This window comes from Hymenobacter latericoloratus (assembly GCF_014199535.1).
Classification (GTDB): domain Bacteria; phylum Bacteroidota; class Bacteroidia; order Cytophagales; family Hymenobacteraceae; genus Hymenobacter; species Hymenobacter latericoloratus.
Map to the genome: position 1 here is coordinate 14,629 of NZ_JACHNV010000011.1, position 23,966 is coordinate 38,594.

The following is a 23,966-nucleotide window of genomic DNA, read 5'->3' on the forward strand; positions in this document are numbered from 1 at the left end:
AATCAGTAGTTAAGCAGCTACCAGCGCGGGCTGGCTCAGTGAGCGGCAGGGAGCAAACGCAGCCGTTGGCTCGGTACAGAAATTATCAATGATGCGCCGGCCCCGTTCGCGGAACTGGTTGCTGGCCCGCTCCTGCAACGCCGTGAGCTTTGCCGGGGAGGTGGTGTCTAAATCGACGTATTCCTGTTTATTGAGAAAGTCGAACTGAACCCGCTCGTACAAAAAAGCCTGCGGGGCCTCTCGGCCGGCGCCCCGGCTGAGCACCTGGCAGACGCTATCGGTGTGGTCGGCCTGGGCATGAAGTATCATGTCCAGGATGCGCATTTTATTGGCCCAGTAAATCAGGCCCCACCGCCGCTGCTCGGGGCGCTCCGTGAAGGCCTGCCGGCCGGTGCCGATGGAGAGCAGCCGAATATTGGTCCACGGCACAGCCAAGCAACCGTGGGCCTCGGTCAGGCCGATAAGGGCGGGGTTGTTGGCGAAAATGCCGCCGTCCACGTTGTGGCTAATGATAACCTCTTCTTCCGTTACATCGGCGAGATAACGCGGGCTATAGGGGTCAAAATAGGTAGGGGCCGCGGCCGTAGACATGCCAACTTGATATGCCGGCATCTGGTAGTCCCGAATGAAGTCTTTGTGGTGGCAGGTTTTGTACACGCTCACCTTGCCCGACACAGCGTTGAACACCGGAATGCAAACCCGGGTGCGTGCGTGTCCCAGTCGGGTATTGCCGTCTGGAGAGTAGGGGGCAAACTTCTCCTTCAGCAGCGCCTCCAGTTTCTTATTGGAGTACCGAGCTGTACCCAGCCAGGAAACGAGATTTCGGCCAGCACCGAAAATGTCCTTGGCGTGGTGCGAGTACAGGTGAACGAGTTCCCGAGCCGGCATGCCTAATGCCAGCGCCAACGCAATGATGCCGCCGGTAGACGTACCGCAGATTAAGTCGAAGTGTTGGTAGAGAGAAGTATGTTCTTGGCCGTCTCGTTGCAGTTGCGCTTCCAAGTCAGCTAAGAATCGAGCGGTATAAAGGCCACGGATTCCCCCACCATCGAGGGATAAAATGCGAAAAGGCCGGTCCGGCGAAGGAGGGGTAGAATTCATTTCAAGGGATTTAGGTTTGTTTTGTGCAGGAGAAAGGCCGCCGTTGCGTTTTGGCATGCGTATAAAAGGTACGCCTGTCTACTTTGCGACACGACTGTTTCACGAACGAAACACCCCCAACAATTGTTCCATTGGTGAAACAAATGTTTTCTTTGCGCAACAATGTCACTAGCCCATCATGAGCGTACAACTTGACACTGACAAACTTGCCGCGATGGTGAAATCCAAGCGAGCGGGTCGCGGGCTACGAGCAGTAGCCCAGGAGATAGGCGAAGTCAGCGCCTCCACTCTCTCGCGAATTGAGCAAGGCTCCGTTCCAGACGTGAATACCTTCTTGCAGCTCTGCAAATGGTTAAACGTCCCTACCGATACATTCACCACTACCGACGAAACCGCTACGGCCGCCGAATCAGCCGCCGCTGGAAGCGATAAAATTGTGGCTCACCTGCGGGCCGACCGCGTTTTGCCCAAGGCAACGGCGCAGGCGCTGATAGAAATGATTCAGCTTGCCTATCGGCAAGTGAGCCAGGAGGCCCTTGGGCACTAATAAAGTAGCGTCCCGGTGGCAGCGAAGTCCAAACTCCCCCACGGTTTCCCCGCAAAAGCGGAGCGAAAAGCGGAATCCTTGCGCCAAGAACTTGGCTTGAAGCCGTATGAGCCCTTGTGTGCTTTCCGTCTGTGTGAGCACCTGCGCATCAAAGTCGTCGTGGCCCAGCAGTTGGTTGGGCTTTCATCGGAGAGCTTAACTACACTCTGCCATCCGAGCGGAAAGCACTGGTCGGCGCTTACTATGCCGTACCACCCGTCTCAGCAATCAACCCACCTTATTATTCACAACGGGGTGCATTCGCCGGCACGGCAGCAAAGTAATGTAATGCATGAGGTTGCGCACATTCTTTGTGGACATCAATTATCTGCCATCGATACAGGTAATGGGTTGCCCGATTACATGCGGCTTTACCCGGAGGAACAGGAGTTGGAAGCAGACTGCCTCGGGTGGACTCTACTATTGCCCCGAGCCGCGTTGCTGTACGCGTTGAGTAAAGGGTGGGATAACGCTGCCATCATGGAACACTATCAAGCCAGTGCCCAGATGGTACAACTGCGCATCAACCGAACCGGCGTTAAACGCCAATTGGCTTATATGCGGTCTTAACCTACATAGTCAAGCAGCACCCGAGGACACACGTCGTCTAAATTTCCCGTACGGTGTTCAGGAAGTCATCTAGCTTATAAGCCCCGTCTACTACTCGGCGCTCGTACACCATGAAGTAGCGGTAGGCATTACCAGCTTTTTGCGCCCAAGTGGCACCCAGCTTGATTTTCTGCTCCGCGTCCAGGTGGTCCCCCTTGGTTTCCACCACCAGCGTTTTGCCGCTTTTGGTCTGAATGATGAAGTCGGGGTAGTGGTTCAGAAAGCCGTTGATGCGGAATCCCTTGCCACGTTCGAGGTTGCGGGTCCAGAAGGCGATGTTGGGCAGGTTGGCTATTTCATTAATAACCCGCTCCTCGAAGCCGTTGATTTTGCCCTCCTGCTCGTAGAGCGACTTGGTAATGTCCTTGCTGGTGTCGCCCGGCGAAATCTGCAGCGGGAAGGTGTAGGCCGGCTGGATAAAGGCCTTATCCTGGTCGAGGAAGTCGCGGAACTTCTTGTAGGCGTAGTCTTCCGACAGCTGCCGGATTCTGTCCTTGATTTTCTGGGTGTACGTGTACTCGTGGTTGGCGAAGTCGGTGAACTGCTCGTCGGTGAAGTCTTCCAGAATACGCTTCACGTAGCGCTCAATCTCCTTATCGGCAATGGGGTAGAGGTTGCCGATAAGGTCGAGGATGCGGCGCGTGAAGTTCTTTACCCGGCTGTCTTTGCGGCTGGGGTCCAGGATGTAAGCCATGATGCGCTCCTTCGCGTCGCCGTCGATGCGCATGAAGGTGGGCGTGGCTTCCTTCTTAGTTTCGTCGAGGTCCACGCGGTAGAGTTCGGCCGACACACCGTCGAACTTGATGTTGGTATCGGCCTTGCCCAGCGGAAAGCCTTCGAGCAGGTACTCCTTTTCCAGCAGCACAGCCTGGCTGCCTTCGCCGCTGTCGAAAAGCGTGGCAGCGGGTTTTTTCCAGAAGAATTGCGGCAATACCAAAGCGGCGGCCTGCTCGCGGAAGATGTCCTTGATGGGATAGGTTTTCACGAGGGATTGGAGCGCAGTGGGTAAAGGCGCGGCCCTGCCGGCGGTGCTGGCGGCCACGGTTTTCTCAAACTCAGCTTGCTGGGTCAGGGCGGCTTCGGCAATGGCCTGCACCGAGCCGGTAGCGGCCGGCAGGCTGGCCAGCGGGTCGGCTACTGCTACGGGCGCGGCGGCTTCGTCGGTAGTCGGTGCCAGTGGCGTGATGCGACGCACGTCGATGTCGGCCAGGTCGTCGGCCGCGGTAGGAGCTGGCGGCGCGTCGAAGTTCAGCGGGGCCTGCACGAAGGTGGCCAGCGGGTCGGGTTTGGGAGCCAGCGCGGCCGGGTCAGCCACCTTGTAGTCGCGGGCGCTGAAGCCGGCTTTGTTCAGGCCCACTACAATCTTGTCGAGCGTTTCCAGAAACTTGCTGGAGGCCGTCAGCACGTAGCTCATGTTGAGCATGGGTGCGGCGTGCGGGGCCACGTAGGGCTGGCGCAGCACCCGGCCCAGAATCTGTTCCACGTCCACGGCCGACGACTTATCGGCCAGGGAGGCCAGGATGTAGGCAAACGGCGCGTCCCAACCCTCTTTCAGGGCATTGACCGTGATGATGTAGCGCACCTCGCACTTGGGCGAAGCCAGGTCCTCGTTCTTCAGCTCGTTGAGGCTGGCCGTCTTGATGCGGATGTGGCTTTCGGGGATTTTCAGGTCGAGGAGCTTCTTTTTCAGCTGCTCGAAGGTGGTGTTGTCGTCGGCCGTTTTGGGCTGGGCCTGAAACAGCACGATGGGCCGGATGTAGCGCCCGCCAGCCTTTTGCTCCTGTTTGGCCTGCAGCTCCAGATTGCGCTGCAGCTGCAGGGCCGAGTTGATGACTTCCGTGCGGTCGTTGTGGTTGTAGACGATGACGGGCAGCTTCACCATGTGCTCTTTTTTGAGCGCTAGCGCGTCCACGAAGCTGATGATGTTGCTGTTTTTGCGCGGGGTGGCCGTCAGGTCGAGGATAAAGGCGGGGTTGAGGTTCTTGAGCATATCCACGCTCAGCTCGCTCTCGGCGTTGTGGCTTTCATCGACCACCACCACCGGGTTCAGGGCCTGAATCACCCGCATCAGCGTAATGTCTTCCTCATCGCCCAGCAGCGAGCCGAAAGATTGCAGGTTGCCGTTTTCCTGGTACACCTTGCGGTCTTCCTTGTTGCGGGCGCGCAGCGAGTCAAAGCTGAGCACCACCAGGCTTACCTGCTCCTGCACGGAGCTGGCCGAGAAGCCGCTGCCCTGCAACAGGGCCGCTTTGTCGTACACCTCCACCCGGCCGGCGAAGTGGGTGTTGATTTTCTGCCGGTAGGGGTGGCCTGGGTCTTTCAGGTTGCGCAGCGTCTGCTCCAGAATGGTGACGGAAGGCACCAGCCACACTACGGCCTTGGCGCGGTCGGGCGGAAATGCCCCGAAGATGGTGCGCAGGGCGTTGGCAGCCAGGAAGGTTTTGCCGCCGGCCGTGGGCACCTTGATGGTGACGTGCGGCACCCCTGGCACCGTGTTTTTGTAGGGCTCAATGGCCGTGCCCGGAAACGGCTTCACCGGCGTGCGCGGATGCGTGGCCCAGAAATCGTGGAAGGCGTCGGGGAGGCGCTTGGTAGCCTGCACGCAGTCGAGGAAGCGGGCGAGGTCGGTGATGACCTCCTGTTGGTAGGGTTTGAGCTCCATCGGCAGGGGGCTAGAAGCGCGAAATGTCGCGGGGGATTTTCTTGAAAATAATGCCGTGCTGGGTCATGAACTCGGGCGTGAGCAGGCAGTTATCGGCGTAGATGATGTACTGGCCGGCCCGGGTACGCATGGTGGCCAGGAAGTCGTGGCTTAGGGTGGTGACTTCGTCGGGCGCGTAGTGGAAATAGTAGGCTGTATCGTCGTGCAAGGCCAGGAAGGCAGCGTTGTCGTCGGCCGAGGAGGCCGGCAAGGGCTGCTTGGTTTCGGCGTAGTAGATATACTGGCGCAAGCCCGGCAGGCCGGCCTGCTCGTTCAGCTCGCCGGTTTCGGTGAAGACGGCCGCTCCCAGGGTGTAGTAGTCGAAGCTGCCGCCGGTGCCGGGCTGGCCGGCGTAGCCCTGCATCACGCGCTTTACTCGCTCGGCCGTGATGGTTTCGGCATAGTCTTCCATCTCCGTCAGGATGAAGCGGCGGTTGCCGCCGTCCTGCTGGTTGAGCTTGAGCACGGCGTGGGCTGTAGTGCCGCTGCCAGCGAATGAGTCGAGGACGATGCAATCAGGGTCTTCGGGGTCTGTCACCTGTCCAATAAGCATTTCAGGTAGGGCGACAGGTTTTGGAAAATCAAAAGCGCCTTGACCTAATATGGAGCTTATGACCTTAGTGCCTTCCGCAGTGCTTGTAGAAGTTATCACAGAAGATATGGCTTTGTATTGACTCGCCATTTCGTCAGAAAATACTTTCTGACGCGGCCGGCCATCTGGTGAAGAGGGAAAAAGGATTCTCCCTTCACTCACTCGCTTAGCCATAGTGTTTTTATCAAAGCGCCAACCTTTATAAGGCGCCGGATAAACGTCACCAGTCACAGGATTAACCAAGTCATAATGCAAATTTGGGCGTTGTTCTTTGGTAGCCAGCCCGGTAACATCAGCACTTCGCCACGGTCCACGAGGGTCATTATCAGGATTCGAAAACTTAGTTAAGTCCTTTTCGACCCCGCGCAATTTTACCAAATCTGTTTTGCGATAAGTAAGAATGTATTCATGGTCGTTTGATACACCAGTAACAGCACGCGCATCCTCGCTAACTCTTGACTTCCAAATAAATTCGGTGACGAATTGCGCCCGACCGAATATCTCATCCATGACTATTCGGAGGTAAGAAATTTCATTGTCGTCGATTGAAATAAAGATAATTCCATCTTCAGCCAGCAGCTTGTGCAGCAGCTTGAGACGCGGGTACATCATGCACAGCCACTTATCGTGACGGGAAAGGTCTTCGCCTTCCTTGCCAACGACCTGGCTTAGCCACTTCTTGATTTTGGGGTCGTTGACGTTGTCGTTGTACACCCAGCCCTCGTTGCCGGTGTTGTATGGCGGGTCTATGTATATGCATTTCACCCGGCCTTCGTACTCGGGCAGCAGCGCTTTCAGGGCTTCGAGGTTGTCGCCGTGGATGATGCGGTTGCCGCTGCCAGCAGGCTCTGCGGTTTGCGAGCCATCGGCAAGGGCGCCGTACTGGTGGTCAAGAAGTCGGAACGGAACGTCCTGGTGGTGATTGATGACTTTGTCTTTACCAATCCAGTGGAGGGTAGGCATAGGGCAGGCGTAAGGCGAGTAAGCAAGCAAAGCCGCCCGAGACCAGGCGTTGCGCTTTGCAACTGGCGGTAAAAATTGCAGCGGCTAGGGCTGCGGGGTAAAGATGGGCGCTAGGTTGGCAGCTGTTTGCGGCGGCCGTCGAGGTCCTTTTTCATCACGGCGTTCAGCTTATGCAACTCGTCGTTGAGCAAGGGCCGCAGTTCTCGCGCCCTTTCTTGGTGCGGAAAGTCCTGCGTCGATACCATTGCCAGACCCGTTTTGCCAACCAAGAGGGGTAAGCCTTGCCGGTATTCCGACGACCACGCCGATAAAGCGTCGCAGGCTAGCTGCAGCTGCTCAAGCACCTCTTCAGGTGCCTTCAGCATGGCCCGTGACAGCAGCGGCGACATCGACTGATAGTACTCGTCGTAGTTCAGCCGGGCTTCCGTGTAGCGAATACCCTCGTGCACCATTTCCAGGAGGCTGGCATACAAGTCCTCCATGGATTTGTAGTGCTGCATCTGCTGTTCCTGCCGGAGCTTCAGCCGCTCGCGACGCCCGGTCAGCTTCCACGTAAGCACGGCTACGCCGGCACCGAACAGCCCTGTTATTACCGCTACAACCAGCGGTACTGCTGTTTTGAATTCTTCCTGGCTCCACATGGTGGCCTACGAAGCGGTACCGACTAGCGGAAGCGCATTTGCTTGTTGAGGTCGTAGTATTCCAGGAAGATGTCGTAGGCGCTGCCGCCCCGGTTGGCCCAGGCCTGGGTTTTCTCGTAGGCCGACCGCGCGAGCGAAGGTTTGCCTTGCCGGCTATCGGCCCCGATGGTGCCACCTCCCGCCGGGCGGTCCACGCCGTCGCGCAGCAGCAGGTTTTTTTCGTCGTACACCATTTGGCGCAGGTCCTTGTTTTCTTCGCCGCGCGGCAGTCCCTGCATCAGTAGGCGACGAATGGCGTAGTACAAGTCGTAAGACTCCTGCTGGTTGTGCATATCGCCGGCAAACTCAGCCCCGAAAGGCTCGTCTTCGACTTCTTCTTCGGGCGAGAAAGCAAAAGCGCCTTGCCTCCCTTCTGCCTCCTGCTGCGCGTCGTCCGACAACTGTTTTAGCCGGGCCAGAAAATCCAGCTCCTGGGCATCGCTTTCCTGTTTTTCCGAATCGTGCGGACGGTTCTCGTCAAACTCGTCTTCGCTGGGCAGGTCGTAATGGTCTTGCATAAAAAGTTAGGCAATGGGTTGCGTGGTGGGGTGAGAAGTAGGCGCCAGAATGGTGCGTACTTCTTCGCTTTCGGCCGCGAGTGAGGTATCGGGGGTCAGCCAGGGGGCCCGGCTCAGCCCCGCGGCGCACACATCTGACTTGGGCATGAAGCGGCCGTAATACTGCCACCCGGTTTTGTCCTGTCGGTCGCTCAGCTCGCGGGCGTAGCGGTGGTAGATGATGGACGGGTGCACGTTGTTCTGCGCCGCGTAGCGCTCCACGAATGACTCTACGTTGATGTAATTCTTGATGTATTCATACTTCTCGCGGGGCAGCAGCAGTTCGTCGGCAAACTGGTTGGCCTGGTCTTCAATCAAAAACAGGTCTTCCACACCCTCGGTGAGGTGGTATTTGACAACTGCCAGCTTATCGAGGTGAAAAATAACGTGCCCCAGCTCGTGCAGCAGCGTGTGCCAGAGCAGCGGATAGCTCTTGAAGTGGTCGGTAATAACGATGCACGGCTTCTTGTTGACGATAAACGTCCCGCCCTGCACCGCCGTGCTGGGCAGCGCCTTCTGCATAATCACCGTAACGCCGGCCTCGTACAGCGCCCGCATCACCGTCAGCATACCTGCTCGCTCCTGCCGGGTGTAGCGGCGAATCTGGGTCACCAGCTTCTCTACTTGCCGCGGGTCGAACGGATTCGGATTGTCCACGCGCTGAAACTGCTGATAAGCCGACATTATCCAGAAGGCCTTCATCTTGTCCTCCACGCGCGTGTTGGACTTCTGAAAAAGCACGGCGGCCATTTCAGTGCCGTACTCATACAAGGAGTTCAGCCCGAAGTAGTGCAGTATCCGGTCCCGGATGTGCCCATAGTCCATCGACTCGATAAAGCCGAGTTTGCGCAAGCGCACAACATCGAAATTCCGCACGATGAAGGAAGCTTCTTTCACGCGCTCCACCGTTTTGTAGTCTTCTGCCGGCATTACCGACGCCGCTACCAGCTTCATGACCTGCTCGATGCTCACGTCCAGGAAGTGCGCGAGCTTGAGGGCCGTTAGTACATCCAGCTTTTGCAAAGCCCCCGTTACCAAGCGCTCATACGAGGTACGCGTCATGCTCAGGATTTCGCTAGTGGCTTTCGTCGACAAACCCAGTTCCTCACGCCGCCGCTCAATCAAGCTAGCCAACGAAGGGGCATCGGACGACGCCAGCAACTTGAGCACCTCATCCATCAAGTCGGATGGGAGGTCGGGGCTATTTGCAAAGTTGTCGCTCATGGGGAAATGCCAATTCTTTTGGCAAATGTAGTTCACTGCACAAAATTGTGCAACTTGATTTTGGGCTATTTTTATCGGGTTTTCGTAATGCGGTGCTTTCCTTATCATTAATGACCGCCTTCACTTTGCCATCTAGGCCATGGCTGCATACATGCTCCGCAAAACAGGCTTGCTAATGAATCTGTCAATGGGTAGAACCGAAAGCGGATGGAACGGTAGGGTTTGAATTATAGCCCTAAATTCTGCGCTGCATTAAAGCTCACCACGTCATCCAGTCGGGAGTAGCGGTCAATCATGGCATCGGTCTTTTGCTTCGTCTGGTTCTTAATAAATCGGTTTGACTGTCCGCGCAGTACCGAGACCGTGATAAAGGAGACACGCAACGAGTGGGCCGAGTAGTTCTTCTCAGGAATCTTGTGGCCTTCCTCGTCATGGTTCAGGTGGAACTGTACCAGCCCATTTACACGCAGAGCGGACAAACGCTTTTGGGTGGGTAGCGCCTCGCCCTTCACCTTCCCACGCTTGAGCGATACGAATAATGGCCCAGTGCTGCGGCCCAACTGATGTACCCAGGCGCGCGTGCAGCGCACCGGGCAGAAGCTTGCCGTAGAAGCGTAGAAGACCGCTTTGTCTTCGGCTTCACCGGCTTGGTTGGTTTTGCTTTTGGGCAGGTGCACGATTAGAGCCCGCTCGGTAAACTCCAAGTGCTCCACGTTCAGGGCCACGAGCTCGGAGCGGCGGAAGGCGCCGGCGAAGCCCAGCAGCAGCAGGGCTCGGTCGCGCAGCCCGGCCGTAGTCGTCACATCCAAGCGGCGGATGCTCTCCTTGAGCTCGTCGACGGTAAAGGCCGGCGCCTGCTTCTGACGCTTGCCCAGGGCGCGCGTGATGCCTTCGAGGACCAGCGCCAGTTCGTCCGAGTGTACCGGCGACGGGTAGCCGCGCAGCTGATGATGCTTGTGAATGGCTGCCAAGTGGCGCTTGATGGTCGAGAGCTTGCGCGGGATGTCGGCCAGGTCCGCGGCGTACCGGGCCACGGTGGCCACGTCGGCTGGCAGCGGGCACAAGCCGTTTGTCTCGCAGTACTCGCCGAAGCTTTTCAGGTCGGCCGAGTACGCGAGCACCGTGTTGTCGGCGCCCTCCAGGCCGAGCTTGAGGTAGCGGGCCACGTTGTCGGCCGCGGTGGCGAGTTGCGAGCCGAGGGCCTGTGGCTGGTCAGGGATTCGGGCGAGTTCGGTGCTCATGCGGGTAAAGATAAGTTAGGTATCATAATTAACAGTTATGATGCCTAAACCTTGAGAAAGAAGCGCTGGGAAGACGGACCGGTTCCGGTTGAGCTTCGTCAATCTTCGCGTTACATTTACCTGCCGCCTTCCCTCTCACCCCATCAGTTTTTATCCTATGGCCCAAAACTACTCGCTGCTTTTTCTACTCCTTATTATAAGTGTCTCCGCGGCGGCCCAGCGGCCCAAGCCGGCGGCGGTGAGCTTGCCCCCGGCCGATACCGTTTACTTTGACCGTGACTGGGAGCGTACCGAAACACTCGAAGAAGTGGCCTACGCCCGCATTGCCCGCCACGACGCGGCCGGCAAAACCATCGGCACCGTGCGCGACTACTACTTTCCGTCGTGGAAAAAGCAGTGGGAGGGCAAACTGGCGTCGGAGAATCCAGATAAGCCAACGGGCCTGTGCTGCGGCTGGCACGAGAATGGTCAGGTCAGCTTCCGCGGCACCTACGTGAACGGCGTGCATCAAGCCGATTTTCGGAGCTGGCACGACGACGGGCGCGAAATCAAGTGCGCTTCCGTCATGCAGGACGCGCTGCCCTTGAGCAACGCCACCATTCACTGCAGCAACTGCCTGCACTCCAGCCGCAAGGTGTTCACCGTCGAGCTGCCCGTGGGCACGGTGGGCATTGTCTACAAGCTCGACGTCCGCGACGAAGGCCAGCCGCCGATTTCCTGGTCGACGGCGCTGGCGGTGGCCGCCGTAGCCGGCAGTGGTGGCGCGGCCGCCCCGGCGCTGCTAAGCACCGCCGCCACGGCCCTCACCAAGCAGGGCAACAACGCTCCCCCCACAGTTAGCACCAAGTGCCACTGGTACATTACCCCCGATGAAAACGCCGCCCAGCAATTTCTGGCTACCAAAGGCACCATCAGCCGGGACAAGCTGTGCTTTCGGGCGGCGGAAAACACGCCCCAGGAAACCCGGCCCATGGCGGTGCCGGCGGGTACCCGGCGGCTGTACGTGTGCGTGAATAACGATAATTACACCACCGACGCCACGGCTACACTGAGCGTGAGTGCCCTGGTGCAGGATTGTAAGTGAGGCTACTTGAATAACGACGTACGGCGATGATGTCAATCTATACCTGCACGGGCTATAAGCATTTCGGGGCCGAGCCCCCGCTCAGCTTTCACAACCGACACGGTGAGCAGGATTTTCGGGACAACATGCTTTACCTCAGCGTGGCGTTCAGCGACTGGAAGCACGACCGGGAGATGCTGCGCTTTGTGCTGGATACCCATTTCAACTGCTTTAGCGCCAAGTTCATGGAGAAAGCCATTCAGCCCTATGTGCAGGCCAACCAAACGCCACAGCTGCACCTGCTAATCTGGCAGCATAGCCGGGATACCCAGGGCAAGCTGAAGCTGAGCATTGGTACGGGCGAGCCGGTGGTGGAGCGCTTCGGGCAGGAATCCGTGTCGGCGCAGCAGTACATTGCCAGCCGAAGGGCCTACTACGCGGGCGAATACGCGCGCTACGAGGATGAGGAAAAGGACGAGGCGCGGCGTTGGGAGCTGCGCGAGCGGGACCGAGCCGAGCGCCGTCGCAAACGGGAGGCAAAGGCCGGCGGCACCAACACTCCCAAACCAGCCAGCTAGGTAGCCGGCGTGCTGACGGTTTTCCTAATAGAAGCGCCCCCTGCGTTGCCTAGGCAGCGGAGTAAGCATGCAACTAGGCGCGCTTGACGTTATGCTCGCGGGCTCATAAACTGTTTGCTGCCATTAAGCGAAAGGCTTACTTAATTTCCAATGCTGGGTGCGCGTCGGCAGGGCAATGGAAAACAAAACGCCCGGCGGGGCCGGGCGTTCAACCTGAAAGCAGGAGGACACTCACGCGGGCTGAATCTCGAAACCGGCTTCTTGCACGGCGTGTACCACTTGCTCGGCCGTGAGCTTGTCGGAGGTCACGGTCAGGATTTTATCCGGGTTGGCGGTGTCAACCTGCCAGTTGCCGGCGCCGGCTTCCTGGTTGAGGGTGGGCGTCACGGCTTTGATGCAGCCGCCGCAGTTGATGTTGGTTTTGAATTGAAGCGTTTTCATGGGAGGTGAATGCGTGGTGCCCAAGGGGGGCGGGTTCGGACTAAGAACACTCAAAACTAGCGGGTGGTGCACGGGCAGTGGTACAGAATTAGGCTTGGGACTTGCATGATTTGCAGCCGCCGGGTACCCGCAGCCCGACCTAGTGATGGCCCATGCCGCCGCTGAGCAGGTGCTTGCCGATGACCAGCAGCAGGCCCAGCACCAGCAGGGCCAGCAGCAGGTTCCGGCCCCAGGGTGTAGGACCCGCTTCGGCGGGTAGCCCTGGGGCCACCCGCTGCTGCCGATGCTTTCGCCACTGCTCAATGCGCCCCCAGGGCTTATAAACGGAAATAAGCGTGGCCGAGAGCAGTACCGCAAGCGCGGCGGCGGCATCGGCGAGCAGCTGCAGGCGCAGGCTCCGCAGGTCCGTGGCGGACAAGTCGGTTCGGGCCGCCACGTCGGCCAGGTAGGTAACGGGCTGCATGTGCAGCAGCAACAGCAGCGTGGCCCCCGCCGTGAGTACGAGCTTGACCAGCACCCAATAGTGCTTGAACAGCCCCCAGGGTGTGCCCAGTGCCTGCACAACGCCGGTAGCCAGCGCGCCCATGCTGGCCGGTACGATGACAAACCAGCCGCTCAGGCCCATGCTCAGGTAGGATGCCCGCACCAGCAACGGGTCTTGGCTGGTGAGTCCCGCGATGGCCAATGCCAGAAAGGCGGCCACCGCACCCAGCCATCCCACCGAAAACGTGATGTGGGCCGTGAGCACAAACTTGCGAAGCGGCGGGGAAAAGGCCATTTAAACGGACTAACGGTGGAATCAAGCCGCAAAGCAACGGGCCGACGCGACGTGGCGCAGCTTAACAATATAGGTAAGGGTTAAACAGCGCAAAAGCCAGCTGGTAAAGCTACCGGCTGGCTTAGCGACAAAGGTGGCAAGACCGGCTACGCGGCCAAGCCTTGGCGGCAAGCCTGCTCGCAGCGGCGGCAGGCCTCGGCGCATTCCCGGCAGTGCTCCATGTGGGCGCCGTGCTGCTCGCACTCGTCCCCGCAGGCTTTGCAGACTTCGGCACACTCCCGCAGCAGGTGCTGGGCGTGCTCGGAACCGCGGGCCGTCAAGCGCGCAGTCAGGGCGCAGACGTCGGCGCAGTCCCGGTCCAGGCTGATGCAGCGGGCCATCATTTTTACGTTTTCTTCCTGCAGGCAGGCCGTGGCACAATGCTCGCAGGCGGCGATGCAGGCGTTAAGGGCGTCGAGTAGGGCTTGGTTCTGGGTATGCATGGGTAAAGGTTTGGGGTGAATACTGGTGGCCAAGAGGCCTGCTAAACCAGTTATACCCCATCCTTGACCCGCGGTTTTACACCTGCGAGCCTTCCGCTTGCATTATTTGGGGCGGCCGCGGCGCCGGGAACTGAACTTGGGCGCCGCGCTTGCGGTACGCCGAGGGCGAGCACCGCGTCAGGCGGCGGAACTGCCCGGAAAAATGCGCCAAGCTGCTGTAGCCCAGCCGCCGCGCCACGGCGCTCACGCCCAGGGGCGAGGTGGCCAGCAACTCCTGGGCGTAGAGTAGGCGCTGGTGGACAATAAAGGCGGCCACGGTGCGGCCCCCCGACAAGCGGGTGTACGCTGCGTTGAGCTGGGAATACGGCAGGGCCAGCTCGGCGGCCACGGCCGCCCCGAACGCCCGGTGCCGCGGGCAGGGCTCGGCTTGCCGCAGCAGCTTCTGCACGGCGGCGTCCACCCGCTCCAGCAAGGTCTGGTGAAACGATTCCAGCAGCGCAAACTGCGCGGCGCCGAGGGCTTGCCGGATAGCGGCCCAGTTCAGGTCACCGGCCGCGCCGACGACCGTGGCCGCCCCCAGCCGAACATCCAACACCTGCAGGCCCAGCTGCTCCAGCTCGCGGCGCACCACCCGGATGCCGCGCGCGCAGACCATGTGCTTAATGTAGAGCACGGTGGTGGGCGGGGTCGGAACGGCGTGGCGCGGCATGGACGACAGGATTAGGGCAGGTAAATGCCGCGCTGCCAGCACTCGGTGTAGTCCAGCACCATGTGCAACAGAAAGCCCACGGCCCACACCCGCGTTCGAGTTGGAAAAAGCAACACCATGTAAAAGCCAATGGCCCAATAGGTGTGAAAGGTGTGGAAGTTGATGATGCAGCGGTCGGGGTCGTAGAACGGGGTGGCCCACAAGTGGTCCAGGTCGAGCAGCAGCGCCGCGGCCAGCACCAACCAGACCCGCCGCCAGCGGGGGCGGTAGAAGGCCAAGGCCACGAGGCCCGGCACCACGATGTGCAGAAAGGCGTGCACCATGACTTAGCGCGTGGGCAGCACGGGGTTCAGGTCCGAGGGCGGCGTGAGCGGGGGCGCGTCCAGTTCCTGCGGGTGGTCGTCGAGGCCCGTTTCCTGGTGAGCGGCAAAGTATTGCGCCAGGGCTTTTTCCCCCACCAACCAGAATACGACTGGTGTCACGATGATGTCAAGGAAGGTGGAAGAGAGCAGGCCGCCGAGAATAACCGTGGCCACCGGGTACAGAATCTCCTTGCCCGGTGCGTCTTTGGCCAGCGTGAGCGGCACCAGGGCCAGGGCCGCCACCAGCGCCGTCATCAGCACCGGCACCAGGCGCTCCAGCGAGCCGCGGATAATCATGTCCTTGCCGAATCTTTCGCCCTCGTGCTCTACCAGGTGGATGTAGTGCGAAATCATCATGATGCCGTTGCGCGAGGCAATGCCCGTAAGGGTGATAAAGCCCACCAGCGAGGCAATGCTGAACGTGCCGCCCGTGAGCAGCACCGCCACCACCGAACCGATCAGCGCCAACGGGATGTTGAGCATGATCTGCAGCACCATGTAGCTCGACTTGAAGTGCGAGAACAAGACCAGAAAGATGCCCGCCAACGAGAACAGGCTTAGCCACAGAATTTTCTGCGAGGCCGACTGTTGGCTTTCGAACTGCCCGCCGTAGGTCAGGTAATAGCCCGGTGGCAGTTTGACCTGTTGGGTTACCTTGGCTTGGATTTCCTTTACGGTAGAGCCCAGGTCGCGCTCGGCTACGTTGAGCGAAATGGTGATGCGCCGCTGGGTGTTTTCGTGATTCACCGTGTTCGGGCCCGGCTCGTAGACGATGTCGGCCACCTGACTCACCGGAATCATGGCCCCGCTGGGCGTTTCGATGCGGGTTTGGCTAATGGCGGCCAGGTCGTTGCGCTGCGTTTCGGGCAGCTTGACCACCAGGTCAAAGCGCTTCTGGCCGTCGAGCATTTGCGAGACGACGGCGCCTTGAAACAGGGTCTCCAGGTCCCGCACGACTTCGCCGCGCTCCATGCCGTACGCGCGCAGGGCTTGGTCGCGGGGGCGGATGAGCAGCTGCGGAATCTGCACCTGCTTTTCCACTTGCAGGTCCACCACCCCGGGCACGGTGCTGGCCACGGCGCGGATTTCGTTGGCGTAGCGGCGCAGCTCCAGCAAATCGTTGCCGAACACCTTGATGGCCACCTGCGCCCGCACGCCCGACAGCAAGTGGTCGAGGCGGTGCGAAATGGGCTGGCCGATGTTCACGTTCACGCCCGTAATCAAGCTGAGCTTCTGGCGCATGTCGGCCAATATCTCGTCGCGGCTGCGCATCTCGCGGCCTTCCTTCTCCAACTCCTCCTCCGTTTTAAAGGCCACCTCGATTTCGGAGTTGTTCACCGACTCGGCGTGCTCGTCCAACTCGGCGCGGCCGGTGCGCCGGGCGGTGTAGGCTACTTCCGGAATCTTGAGCATCTGCTGCTCGCCCAGCGTGCCCAGGCGGTTGGACTCGGCCAGCGACGTGCCGGCCGGCGCTGAAAAGTTCACCGTAAGGGAGCCTTCGTTGAAGGGTGGCAGGAACTCCGTACCGAAAAAGGGCACCATCGCAGCGGCCATGGCAAACAGCAGGGCCGTGGTGGTCAGCACCAGCTTGGGGTGCGTCAGCCCCCAGTTCAGCAGCCGGGTGTCTTTGCGCTTGAGCCAGCGCACCAGGCCGCCGTCCGTCTCGGCGTGGTCCATCTGCTTCATCTTGGGCAGCAGGTAGTAGCAAAGCACCGGCGTCACCGTCAGCGACACAAAGAGGGAGGCCACGATGCTGGTGATGTAGGCAATGCCGAGCGGGGCGAAAATGCGGCCTTCCATGCCTTCGAGGGCAAACAGCGGCAGGAACACCAGCACCACGATGATGGTGGCGTACACGATGGAGTTGCGCACCTCCGACGAGGCCGCGTAAATTACCTTGAGCACGGGCTGCGGATTGGGCAGGTGCCGGTTTTCGCGCAGGCGCCGGTACACGTTTTCCACGTCCACGATGGCGTCGTCGACCAGCTCGCCGATGGCAATGGCCAGGCCGCCCAGCGTCATGGTGTTGATGCTGATGCCGGCGAAGCGAAACACCAAGGCCGTCACGAGCAAGGACAACGGAATCGCGACCAGCGAGATAAACGTGGTGCGCACGTTCAGGAGGAAGGCGAAGAGCACGATGACCACCAGAATGGCCCCGTCGCGCAGGGCTTCTTCCACGTTGGTGATGCTGGCCTCGATAAACTCCGACTGCTTGAACAGCCGGGTGTTTACCTGCACGTCCTTGGGCAGCGACGGCTTGAGCTCGACCAGCGCCTTTTCCACCGCCTCGGTCAAGCCCACCGTGGCGGCACCAGGTTGCTTCTCAATGCTCAGAATGACGGCGGGCTGGCCGTTCACGCTGCCGTCACCGCGCTTGAAGCGGGCGCCGAACTCTACCTTGGCAATGTCGGCCACGCGGATGGGCGACTGCTCGCGGTAGCCCACGATGACGTTTTCGATGTCCTGCACCGAGCGCAGCCGGCCCAGGTTGCGGATGAGCACCTCCGAGCCGTTGCGGTCAAAGAAGTTGCCGGTGGTGTTCAGGTTCGAGCGGCGCAGCGCCTCCTCCACCTGGTTCACGGTCAGCCCGGTGGCGCTGAGCCGCGGCATGTCGAGCAGCACCTGGTACTGCAGGTTGTCGCCCCCGATGGGAATCACCTGGGCCACGCCCGGAATGCTGAGCAGGCGCTGACGTACGGTGTAGTTGGCCAGCGTGCGCAGGTCGGCGGCGTTCGTTTCTTTTCCGCCCGACAAGCCCACCAACATAATTTGGCCCATGACCGAGGAAATGGGTCCCAGGACTGGGGTGATACCCTCGGGTAGCTGCTCACCCGTGGTTTGCAGCTTTTCGGAGACAATCTGGCGGGCGGTGAAGATGTCGGTGCCGTAGTCGAATTCTACGAACACCATGCCCAGCCCGATGGCCGAGTTGGAGCGCACCGCCGACACGCCGGTGGCCCCGTTCAGGGCCGTTTCCACGGGCAGCGTGACCAGGGCTTCCACCTCTTCCGGCGCCATGCCCGGCGCTTCCAGAAACACGGTCACGCGGGGCCGGTCGAGGTCGGGCAGCACGTCCACGGGCAGCTGGCCCGCCGTGTAAGTGCCCGCAATGAGCAGCCCCACGGCGAAGGCCAGCATGAGCAGGCGGTTCTGCAGGGCAAAGCGAATGATTTTATCAAGCATCGGGGTAAGCAGTAAGGTGAAGCCCCCAGGTAGTGGGCTTAAGGCCGGGCCAGTGCGCGGCCGGAAGTGGGCCGCTGTTTGGGCACGCTAGCTTTGTTTTTTGGGCCTGGGCGTACGGGCCGAGGAGTGGGTGCTCATGATTTGCCACTGGCCCGCAGCGTTCTTGCGCAGCACCGACGTGGCCACGCCCCGGCGCACGATGGGCGCCTTGGCTTCCTTGTCTTGGGGAGCCTTCTTCAGGGTGATGGTATAGGTGTAGGTTTCCGTCGCGAAGGCGTAGGAGCCGTCCACCGTCACGGTAGCCTGGTAGTCGCTGAAGGTGAAGGCGCTGAACTCGCGCAGTTCCGGGCCCAGGTGGTGGGCGGCGTAATGCTTGAATGTGCCTTCCACCCCGCCCGACTCAAACACTTGCGAATCGTCTGTGAACAGGCGGTGGGTGCCGGTCGTGTCCAACTTTTCCACCGCCTGCTGGTACTGGCGCAGCACGGCTTTGGCGGCCGCCGCGTCCCCGCTCATGGCGCTGCCAGCCGTTTGGGCGTGGGCGGTGGGGACCGACAGCGCCAGCGCGGACAGGGCCGCGAAAGCAATACAGGTTCTCATGAGGCGGGTTATTGATTGAGGTAGATGGATTTGAGCTGGTAGGTGCCTGACGTAACCACCCGGTCGTTTTCGTTCACCTCGCCCTGCGCCAGCACGGTTTGCTGGCCGTTGACGGCGCCGGGCTGCACGTAGCGAATCTTGAACCGCTCGGGCGCGGTGTGCACGAACACCACGGGTTTGCCGTTCAGGTCGGTGATGGCCGAAGTGGGCACCACCAGCTGCGGCTTGCCGCCGCCGGTCTGGCCCACGACCTGCACGTTCACGGCCTGGCCGGCGCGGTAGGCGCTGCCCTCGGCCGCGTCCAGCTCCAGCACCAGCTGACGGGCCTGGTTCACGGGGTTCACCACGTTGCTGAACACCACCAGCCGGGCCGGCACGCCGGCCTGTCCTTGCAGGCCCTCCACCCGAAACACCGCCCCGGGCGTCACCTTGTCCAGGTCCTGGGCAAACACCTGGGCCTCCACGCGCAGCTTGCCCGGGTTGATGACCCGGAACAGCTCGTCGCCCTGGTTGACCTGCTGGCCCACGGCCAGGTTGAACACGTCCACCGTGCCGCTCACGGGCGAGGTGATGGTGGTGCGGCGCTGCCGGGCCTGCCCGTTCAGGATGGCCGCGTTCTGCCGGGCCTGGCGCAGGCGCAGCTCGGCGGCCACCACGTCTTTGCGAGCGGCAATGTCGGCGATGCTCTGCAAGCGGGCGTAGTCCTGATGGGCGGCGCGCAGCTCGGCCTGGGCGTTGGCCCGCTCGGTGCTGAGGGCTATCTGCTGGGTCGCGTCCAGGGTTTGCTCGATGACGGCCAGCGTCTGGCCGGCCCGGACCGCCTGGCCCACCTGCGCGGCCAGGCTGACGATGCGCCCGGTTTGGGGCACCACAATCCGGCCTTCGCCCCCGGCCGCGGCCGACACCGTGCCGTAGAGCGTGGCCCGGCTGTAGGTGGTGGAGAAAGCGGCCAGGTTGGTGCGCACCTGAAACAGGAACTGACTTTCCTTGGGCAGCAGCACCTCGTCGGTCAGCGCCACGCCGGTGCTGGCCTTGGCTGCGCCGCCGTGGTCTTCGCCGTCGTGGGCTCGTACGGACGCCGGCGGGGGCAGCAGCACCGTGAGCACGAGGCTGGCGGCCGCCGTGGCGGCAAGTAGCTTATGCTTGGTTTTCATCTTGGTAAGGGGCTTAAGCAAGGGGGGAATGCCGGCGGGCCGAAAGGGCGGGTTCCGGCGCCGGTGGCACCGGAGGCTGCCGCCGGCGCCGCAGCAGCAGGGCCGTCAGCCCGATGCCGAGCACAAAGGCGCCCACCAGGGCCAGGATGGTTTTCCAGGAGGAAAAGAGGCCGGGTGCGGCCGCGGCGGGAGACGTGGTTGCGGGCAGCTTTTCGCCGACTTTGATGCCGTCGAGCAGCATCAGGTCGGCCCGCTCGCCGGCTACCACGTTCAGGGCGAAACTATAGGCTTTGTTGGCCGGAAACTCCCCCTCGACCAGGTACACGCCGGGCTCCTGTTCCGTCACCACCCACTTCAGCTTGGCGTCTTCCGGGTTGGTCAGGGTCAGCTTGGCGCCTTTGATGGGGACGTTGGTGGCGTAGTCGGAAAGGAACAGGCGCAGGTCGGCGGGCTGGCCGCCTTCCAGGGGCTCGTAGCGCAAAAGCACTTCGAACTGTTCGGACAGGGCCGCCACGGAAAACGAAGTCGCGCCGGCCGGCGCGGCGGCCTTGGCCCCGTCGCCGTGGTCCTCGCCGCCGTGGGCGTAGGCGGCTCCGGTCAGGAGCAGGCCCAGGAGCAGAATGAGTAGCTGTTTCATGTTATTCCCCCCGCAAGTAGGTAAGTTCGATGAGGGCCTGACGGTAGTCGCGGATGGTGGTCAGGTAAGTATTCTGGATGGCAAAGGCCTGGTTTAAGCTCAGGATAAGCTGCAGGTAGCTGGCTTCTCCGGCCCGAAACAGGCGTTGCGACTGGCTGATGATGGCCCGCGACTGCGGCAGGCCCGTTTGCTCGTAGTAGCCCAGCGAAGCGGCGAACTTGCGCGTGTCGGCCAGGGCTTGTTGGTACTGGGTGCTGAGCTCCAGGCGTTGGGTTTGCAGCTGGTAGCTGGCGGCCTGAGAACGGGCCGTGGCCGCCTGCAGCTGCGAGCGGTAGGTCCAGAACCAGATGGGCACCGACACGCCAAATTGGAAGCGGTACTTGAGCTGGGAGTTCTCAAAGGCTTGGTTCTGGTAGCCCACCGTCAGGGCCGGCGTGCGGCGGGCCCGCACCAGGCTGATGCCCGACTGGCTCAGGGCCACGTTCTGGGTAGCCGCGGCCAGCGTGGGGCTGCGCACCAGGGCGGTGCTGTCGTCGGCGGGCAGGCCGCTGAGCAGGGCCGGGCCCGTTTGGGCCAGTTCCGCGCCGGTCCGGCTCAGGTCGGTGCTGGTGGTCAGCGGCTCGGAGGGCCGGCCCAGCAGCAAGCCCAGGCGGCGCTGGGCGGCTTGGCGGTCGGCTTGGGCCTGCTGCAGCAGCACGGTCACCTGCCGGGCTTCGGCGTCGGTGCTGATGCGCTGCAGGGAGGTCACTTCGCCGGCGGTAAAGAGGCGCTCGGTGGCCAGGCGCAGCGCCTGGAACAAGCTGTCTTGGTAGGTGAGCTGCCGCACCTGGGCCTCGGCAAACTGCAAGGTGAGGTAGGCCAGGCGGGTGTCGCGGAGCACGCTGGCCCGGCTCACCTCGCGGTTGCGTTCGGCCAGGGTAATGCCGGCTTCCGCCACTTGGCGCTGCCGGCGGTACACGTTGGGCAGGTCGATGGTTTGCACCACGCCCGGGGCCCACATCTCACCCGTGGGGGCCGCCAACAGAAAGTCGGGGTTGGCCGGCGCGAACGAGCCGCGCTTGAGCGCCCGCTGCTCCTCGATTTCCCGCTCGGACTGGCGCAGCCGCGGGTGGCGGCGCAGCGTCTGGGCCTCAGCGCTATCGAGGCTGATAATTGTTTGGGCCTGCAGCTCGGCCAGCCCGGGCCCGAGCACGCCCAGCCCCGTGGCCAGCAGCCACCGCCATCCGACTTTACTTGTTAATGACTTCATACGTTCGGGTTAAAACCAGCCTGGGGGCCGCCCGCTGCGGTAGCAGCGAGCGGTCCGGGACGGAGGGAAGCCGGGCGTCCGGCTTCCGGACTCCGCCTACGACTTTTTCACCAGGGCCATGCCGCACTTGGGGCAGCTGCCGGGCTGGGTGCTGGCCGAGCCTTCGCAGTTCATGGGGCAGGCGTACGCGGCCGATAGGGCTTTGCCGGCTTTCGCTGCCGCGTCCAGCTTTTCAAAGCGGGCGCTGAGCGAGCTGCCGTTGGCCTTCAGGCTGACAATGGCCGTGCGCAGGGTGGTGCCGGCGGGTACGGCGGCCACCAAGTGGTCCCCGGCCGGGGTGAGCTTCACGCTGGCGGTTCGGCCCGTTGTGCTCAGCAGCATGGCCGTGCCGGTGGTGCGGTCCAGGGGCAGGGCGTTTTCCTTGGCGTCGAGCAGGTACACGTGCACCTGGCCCGCCTGCTGCACCAGCTCGATGTGGTACTTGCCGGCCGTGCGCACGGTGCCGCCGTGGGGGGATTTGTGGGCGTGGGTTTCGCCGGCGGCCTTGTGGCCGTGGGCGGCGGTGCCGGGCTTGTGGCTGTGCTGGGCGGCAACGGTGAGCGGCGCGGCCAACAACAAAGCAGCGGCGAGAACTTGCAGGATTTTCATGGGAAGAAAAGTCAATCGTGGAGAGAAAAGCGGGCCGGGCCCGGAGGTCACATTTTGTCGGCGTTCTGGTTGTGCCAGTCTTTGAGCTGCTGGATTTCCTTTTCCTGGGCGTCAATCATTTGCTGCGCCATTTCCTTGAGCTTGGTGTCCTTGCCGTGGGCCAGCTCGGCCTTGGCCATGTCCACCGCGCTCTGGTGGTGCACCGTCATGAGCATGTTGAAGTTCATGTCGGGGTCGGCCACCGGCCGGGGCATGTTTTTCATCATGCCGTCCATCGAGGCCTTCATTTTGCTGGTGAAGGGGTCGTTGGGGTCGTTTGGCTGGTAGTTGGTCGGGGCGTTGTCGAGGCGGGTGGCCGCGGCTTCCAGCGCGGCGATTTCCCGCTGCTGGTCGGCTTTGATTTTCTCCGCCAGCTGGCGCATCGTTGCGTCTTTGCCGTCGCGCAGCTGCAGGTCGGCCATCACCACCGCGCCTTTGTGGTGCTCGAGCATGTGGTGGGCAAAGTCGTGGTCGGTGTTGCCCTTCATCGGCATGGCGTGCATCTTCTGCATCATCGCATTCATGGCGGCCAGCTGCGGCGAGCTGCCGGCTGCCTCGGCCGGGGCGTGGCCCATGGCCGCGTGGTCCTCGCCGGCCATGTCGCCGGAGGCCGCGCTTTCCGGTGCAGTAGTAGTGGTAGCCGTTGAGTCAGCGGATTGGTCGGTGTTGCAGCCGGCGACGAGCAGCGAGCCAGTGCAAAGGGCGGCGAGGATAAAAGCGGAGGTTTTCATGGGTTTGGTTGGGATTAGTGGGTGTACAAAACGGTGCCGGAGCTACGCCTTCACGTTGATGGTGAAGTCACCGGTGTGAATCTTCCCCGCGTGGTTGAACTGCAGGAAGACGCGGTATAGGCCGGGCTTTTCGAAGTTGGTGTTGAAGCCGATGGCCGGGCCTTTGTCGGCCTGGTCGTTGGGGTGCACGTGCAGGTACTGCTCGGTGTCTTCGCTGATGACCACCACGTGGCCCAGGGCGCCCAGGTAGTTTTCCAGGTCTGTCACGGGCTGGCCGCCCTTGGTGATGTTGATTTTCATGCCCAGCAGCTGGCCTACTTTCAACTCCTTGTCAAAGGAGAGCGTGGCTTGGTAGCCGTCGCCGGCCCACTGCATGTCGTCGTTCTTAAACCTCACCGGCGCGTAGGCCGGGCCCTTCACCGTGAGGGGCTGGCGGCCCAGCTGGTGCCCGGCGCCGGTAGGCGTGTAGTCCTGAAACAGCACGTAGTCGCCGCCTTTGGGGAAGGTGTACTGCACCTTGTAGTCGCCGGCCGCGGTGTACTCGGGGTGTTCGTGGTAGAACTGGCCCAGGTCTTTGCTGACGATGATGAGGTGAATCTTCTTTTCGTGCACCACGTCCAGCGGCACGGGAGCCGAGGCATTGCCCATTTCCACGGGGGTAAAAGCCAGCGTGGTGGGCTGCCCGGCCGTCACTTCCGTGGGCGTGGGCACGAGCTTCATGTCGTAGGTCTTGCCATTGGCCACCTTGTCGTTGTGCTCCAGGTTCATGCCGCATTTGGGGCACTTCTCCCCTTCTTTGGTGCTGGTCACTTCGGGGTGCATGGGGCAGGCGTAGGTGTGGCCGCCGCTGTGCTCGGGGGTGCCTTCGGCCGGGCCGTTGGTGGGCGTGGTGACGGTGTCGGTGGCGTTGCTGGACTCTGGGTTGGACGAGCAGCCGGCAACAGCCAGGGTGCCGGCCAGGGCCAGCAGGGAAAGCGGTAAGCGGTACATAACAGAGGTGTGGGGGTTAGACATGAGGCCGCTGCCTGTTGCGGCCCGGGAACTTTGCCGGGGAA

The 23,966-nt window shown here is 61.6% G+C and carries 24 protein-coding genes; 4 read left to right on the forward strand and 20 right to left on the reverse strand.

Translation table 11 applies throughout. The features are described from left to right. Positions 1 to 9: 9 nt before the first annotated feature. Positions 10 to 1,158 carry a CBASS cGAMP-activated phospholipase gene (locus GGU46_RS20525; RefSeq protein ID WP_183405413.1) on the reverse strand — a complete coding sequence of 383 codons (1,149 nt, stop codon included), beginning with the start codon at positions 1,156 to 1,158 and terminating at the stop codon, positions 10 to 12. Between the two features lie 121 nt (positions 1,159 to 1,279). Here GGU46_RS20525 and GGU46_RS20530 point away from each other — a divergent pair, with 121 nt between their 5' ends. Beyond that, positions 1,280 to 1,648, forward strand: coding sequence for a helix-turn-helix domain-containing protein (locus tag GGU46_RS20530; RefSeq protein WP_126696191.1), 369 nt, complete (start codon positions 1,280 to 1,282; stop codon positions 1,646 to 1,648). A gap of 78 nt (positions 1,649 to 1,726) precedes the next feature. Beyond that, positions 1,727 to 2,257 carry an ImmA/IrrE family metallo-endopeptidase gene (locus tag GGU46_RS20535; RefSeq protein WP_126696190.1) on the forward strand — a complete coding sequence of 177 codons (531 nt, stop codon included), beginning with the start codon at positions 1,727 to 1,729 and terminating at the stop codon, positions 2,255 to 2,257. Positions 2,258 to 2,294: 37 nt separating this feature from the next. On the opposite strand, the gene GGU46_RS20540 is transcribed toward GGU46_RS20535, so the two are convergent. From GGU46_RS20540 to GGU46_RS20565, 6 genes are all read right to left on the reverse strand, one after another. After that, the gene (locus tag GGU46_RS20540; RefSeq protein WP_183405414.1) at positions 2,295 to 4,958 is read right to left on the reverse strand and encodes a DEAD/DEAH box helicase; all 2,664 of its coding nucleotides are present in this window, start codon (positions 4,956 to 4,958) and stop codon (positions 2,295 to 2,297) included. 10 nt (positions 4,959 to 4,968) lie between these two features. Further along, the gene (locus GGU46_RS20545) at positions 4,969 to 6,552 is read right to left on the reverse strand and encodes a site-specific DNA-methyltransferase (protein WP_183405415.1); all 1,584 of its coding nucleotides are present in this window, start codon (positions 6,550 to 6,552) and stop codon (positions 4,969 to 4,971) included. A 110-nt stretch (positions 6,553 to 6,662) separates the two neighbouring features. Continuing rightward, positions 6,663 to 7,193: a hypothetical protein gene (locus GGU46_RS20550; RefSeq protein WP_183405416.1), complete on the reverse strand. Its 531-nt coding sequence runs from the start codon at positions 7,191 to 7,193 to the stop codon at positions 6,663 to 6,665. Positions 7,194 to 7,216: 23 nt separating this feature from the next. After that, positions 7,217 to 7,750: a hypothetical protein gene (locus tag GGU46_RS20555; RefSeq protein WP_183405417.1), complete on the reverse strand. Its 534-nt coding sequence runs from the start codon at positions 7,748 to 7,750 to the stop codon at positions 7,217 to 7,219. Positions 7,751 to 7,756: 6 nt separating this feature from the next. Further along, positions 7,757 to 9,013 carry an ImmA/IrrE family metallo-endopeptidase gene (locus GGU46_RS20560; RefSeq protein ID WP_183405418.1) on the reverse strand — a complete coding sequence of 419 codons (1,257 nt, stop codon included), beginning with the start codon at positions 9,011 to 9,013 and terminating at the stop codon, positions 7,757 to 7,759. Between the two features lie 227 nt (positions 9,014 to 9,240). After that, positions 9,241 to 10,254, reverse strand: a complete 1,014-nt coding sequence (locus tag GGU46_RS20565; RefSeq protein ID WP_183405419.1) for a tyrosine-type recombinase/integrase — start codon at positions 10,252 to 10,254, stop codon at positions 9,241 to 9,243. A 157-nt stretch (positions 10,255 to 10,411) separates the two neighbouring features. On the opposite strand from GGU46_RS20565, the gene GGU46_RS20570 reads away from it, so the two are divergent. Both GGU46_RS20570 and GGU46_RS20575 read left to right on the forward strand, forming a co-directional pair. After that, on the forward strand, positions 10,412 to 11,338 hold the full coding sequence (locus GGU46_RS20570) for a toxin-antitoxin system YwqK family antitoxin (protein WP_183405420.1): 927 nt from the start codon (positions 10,412 to 10,414) through the stop codon (positions 11,336 to 11,338). A gap of 26 nt (positions 11,339 to 11,364) precedes the next feature. Then, positions 11,365 to 11,895 carry a hypothetical protein gene (locus GGU46_RS20575; RefSeq protein WP_215906421.1) on the forward strand — a complete coding sequence of 177 codons (531 nt, stop codon included), beginning with the start codon at positions 11,365 to 11,367 and terminating at the stop codon, positions 11,893 to 11,895. A gap of 231 nt (positions 11,896 to 12,126) precedes the next feature. On the opposite strand, the gene GGU46_RS20580 is transcribed toward GGU46_RS20575, so the two are convergent. The 13 genes from GGU46_RS20580 to GGU46_RS20640 form a co-directional block, all read right to left on the reverse strand. Beyond that, complete coding sequence (locus GGU46_RS20580) at positions 12,127 to 12,336, reverse strand: heavy-metal-associated domain-containing protein (RefSeq protein ID WP_183405422.1); 210 nt, start codon at positions 12,334 to 12,336, stop codon at positions 12,127 to 12,129. A 139-nt stretch (positions 12,337 to 12,475) separates the two neighbouring features. Next, positions 12,476 to 13,114 (reverse strand): hypothetical protein, encoded by a 639-nt coding sequence (locus tag GGU46_RS20585; RefSeq protein ID WP_183405423.1) that lies wholly within the window; start codon positions 13,112 to 13,114, stop codon positions 12,476 to 12,478. Between the two features lie 146 nt (positions 13,115 to 13,260). After that, positions 13,261 to 13,596, reverse strand: coding sequence for a four-helix bundle copper-binding protein (locus GGU46_RS20590; protein WP_183405424.1), 336 nt, complete (start codon positions 13,594 to 13,596; stop codon positions 13,261 to 13,263). Between the two features lie 76 nt (positions 13,597 to 13,672). After that, a complete protein-coding gene (locus GGU46_RS20595; RefSeq protein ID WP_183405425.1) occupies positions 13,673 to 14,305 on the reverse strand; it encodes a helix-turn-helix transcriptional regulator in 633 nt (210 codons plus the stop codon). A gap of 11 nt (positions 14,306 to 14,316) precedes the next feature. Further along, positions 14,317 to 14,628, reverse strand: coding sequence for a DUF6122 family protein (locus GGU46_RS20600; RefSeq protein ID WP_183405426.1), 312 nt, complete (start codon positions 14,626 to 14,628; stop codon positions 14,317 to 14,319). A 3-nt stretch (positions 14,629 to 14,631) separates the two neighbouring features. After that, positions 14,632 to 17,853 (reverse strand): efflux RND transporter permease subunit, encoded by a 3,222-nt coding sequence (locus GGU46_RS20605; RefSeq protein ID WP_183405427.1) that lies wholly within the window; start codon positions 17,851 to 17,853, stop codon positions 14,632 to 14,634. A gap of 87 nt (positions 17,854 to 17,940) precedes the next feature. Continuing rightward, positions 17,941 to 18,453 carry a YybH family protein gene (locus GGU46_RS20610; protein WP_183405428.1) on the reverse strand — a complete coding sequence of 171 codons (513 nt, stop codon included), beginning with the start codon at positions 18,451 to 18,453 and terminating at the stop codon, positions 17,941 to 17,943. Positions 18,454 to 18,461: 8 nt separating this feature from the next. After that, complete coding sequence (locus GGU46_RS20615; RefSeq protein ID WP_183405429.1) at positions 18,462 to 19,607, reverse strand: efflux RND transporter periplasmic adaptor subunit; 1,146 nt, start codon at positions 19,605 to 19,607, stop codon at positions 18,462 to 18,464. A 13-nt stretch (positions 19,608 to 19,620) separates the two neighbouring features. Continuing rightward, positions 19,621 to 20,244 carry a hypothetical protein gene (locus tag GGU46_RS20620; RefSeq protein ID WP_183405430.1) on the reverse strand — a complete coding sequence of 208 codons (624 nt, stop codon included), beginning with the start codon at positions 20,242 to 20,244 and terminating at the stop codon, positions 19,621 to 19,623. A 1-nt stretch (position 20,245) separates the two neighbouring features. Then, complete coding sequence (locus GGU46_RS20625) at positions 20,246 to 21,493, reverse strand: TolC family protein (protein ID WP_183405431.1); 1,248 nt, start codon at positions 21,491 to 21,493, stop codon at positions 20,246 to 20,248. 96 nt (positions 21,494 to 21,589) lie between these two features. Beyond that, a complete protein-coding gene (locus GGU46_RS20630; protein WP_183405432.1) occupies positions 21,590 to 22,141 on the reverse strand; it encodes a heavy metal-binding domain-containing protein in 552 nt (183 codons plus the stop codon). Positions 22,142 to 22,188: 47 nt separating this feature from the next. Next, a complete protein-coding gene (locus GGU46_RS20635; RefSeq protein WP_183405433.1) occupies positions 22,189 to 22,911 on the reverse strand; it encodes a DUF305 domain-containing protein in 723 nt (240 codons plus the stop codon). A 42-nt stretch (positions 22,912 to 22,953) separates the two neighbouring features. Next, positions 22,954 to 23,901, reverse strand: coding sequence for a heavy metal-binding domain-containing protein (locus GGU46_RS20640; protein ID WP_183405434.1), 948 nt, complete (start codon positions 23,899 to 23,901; stop codon positions 22,954 to 22,956). Between the last annotated feature and the right edge of the window lie 65 nt (positions 23,902 to 23,966).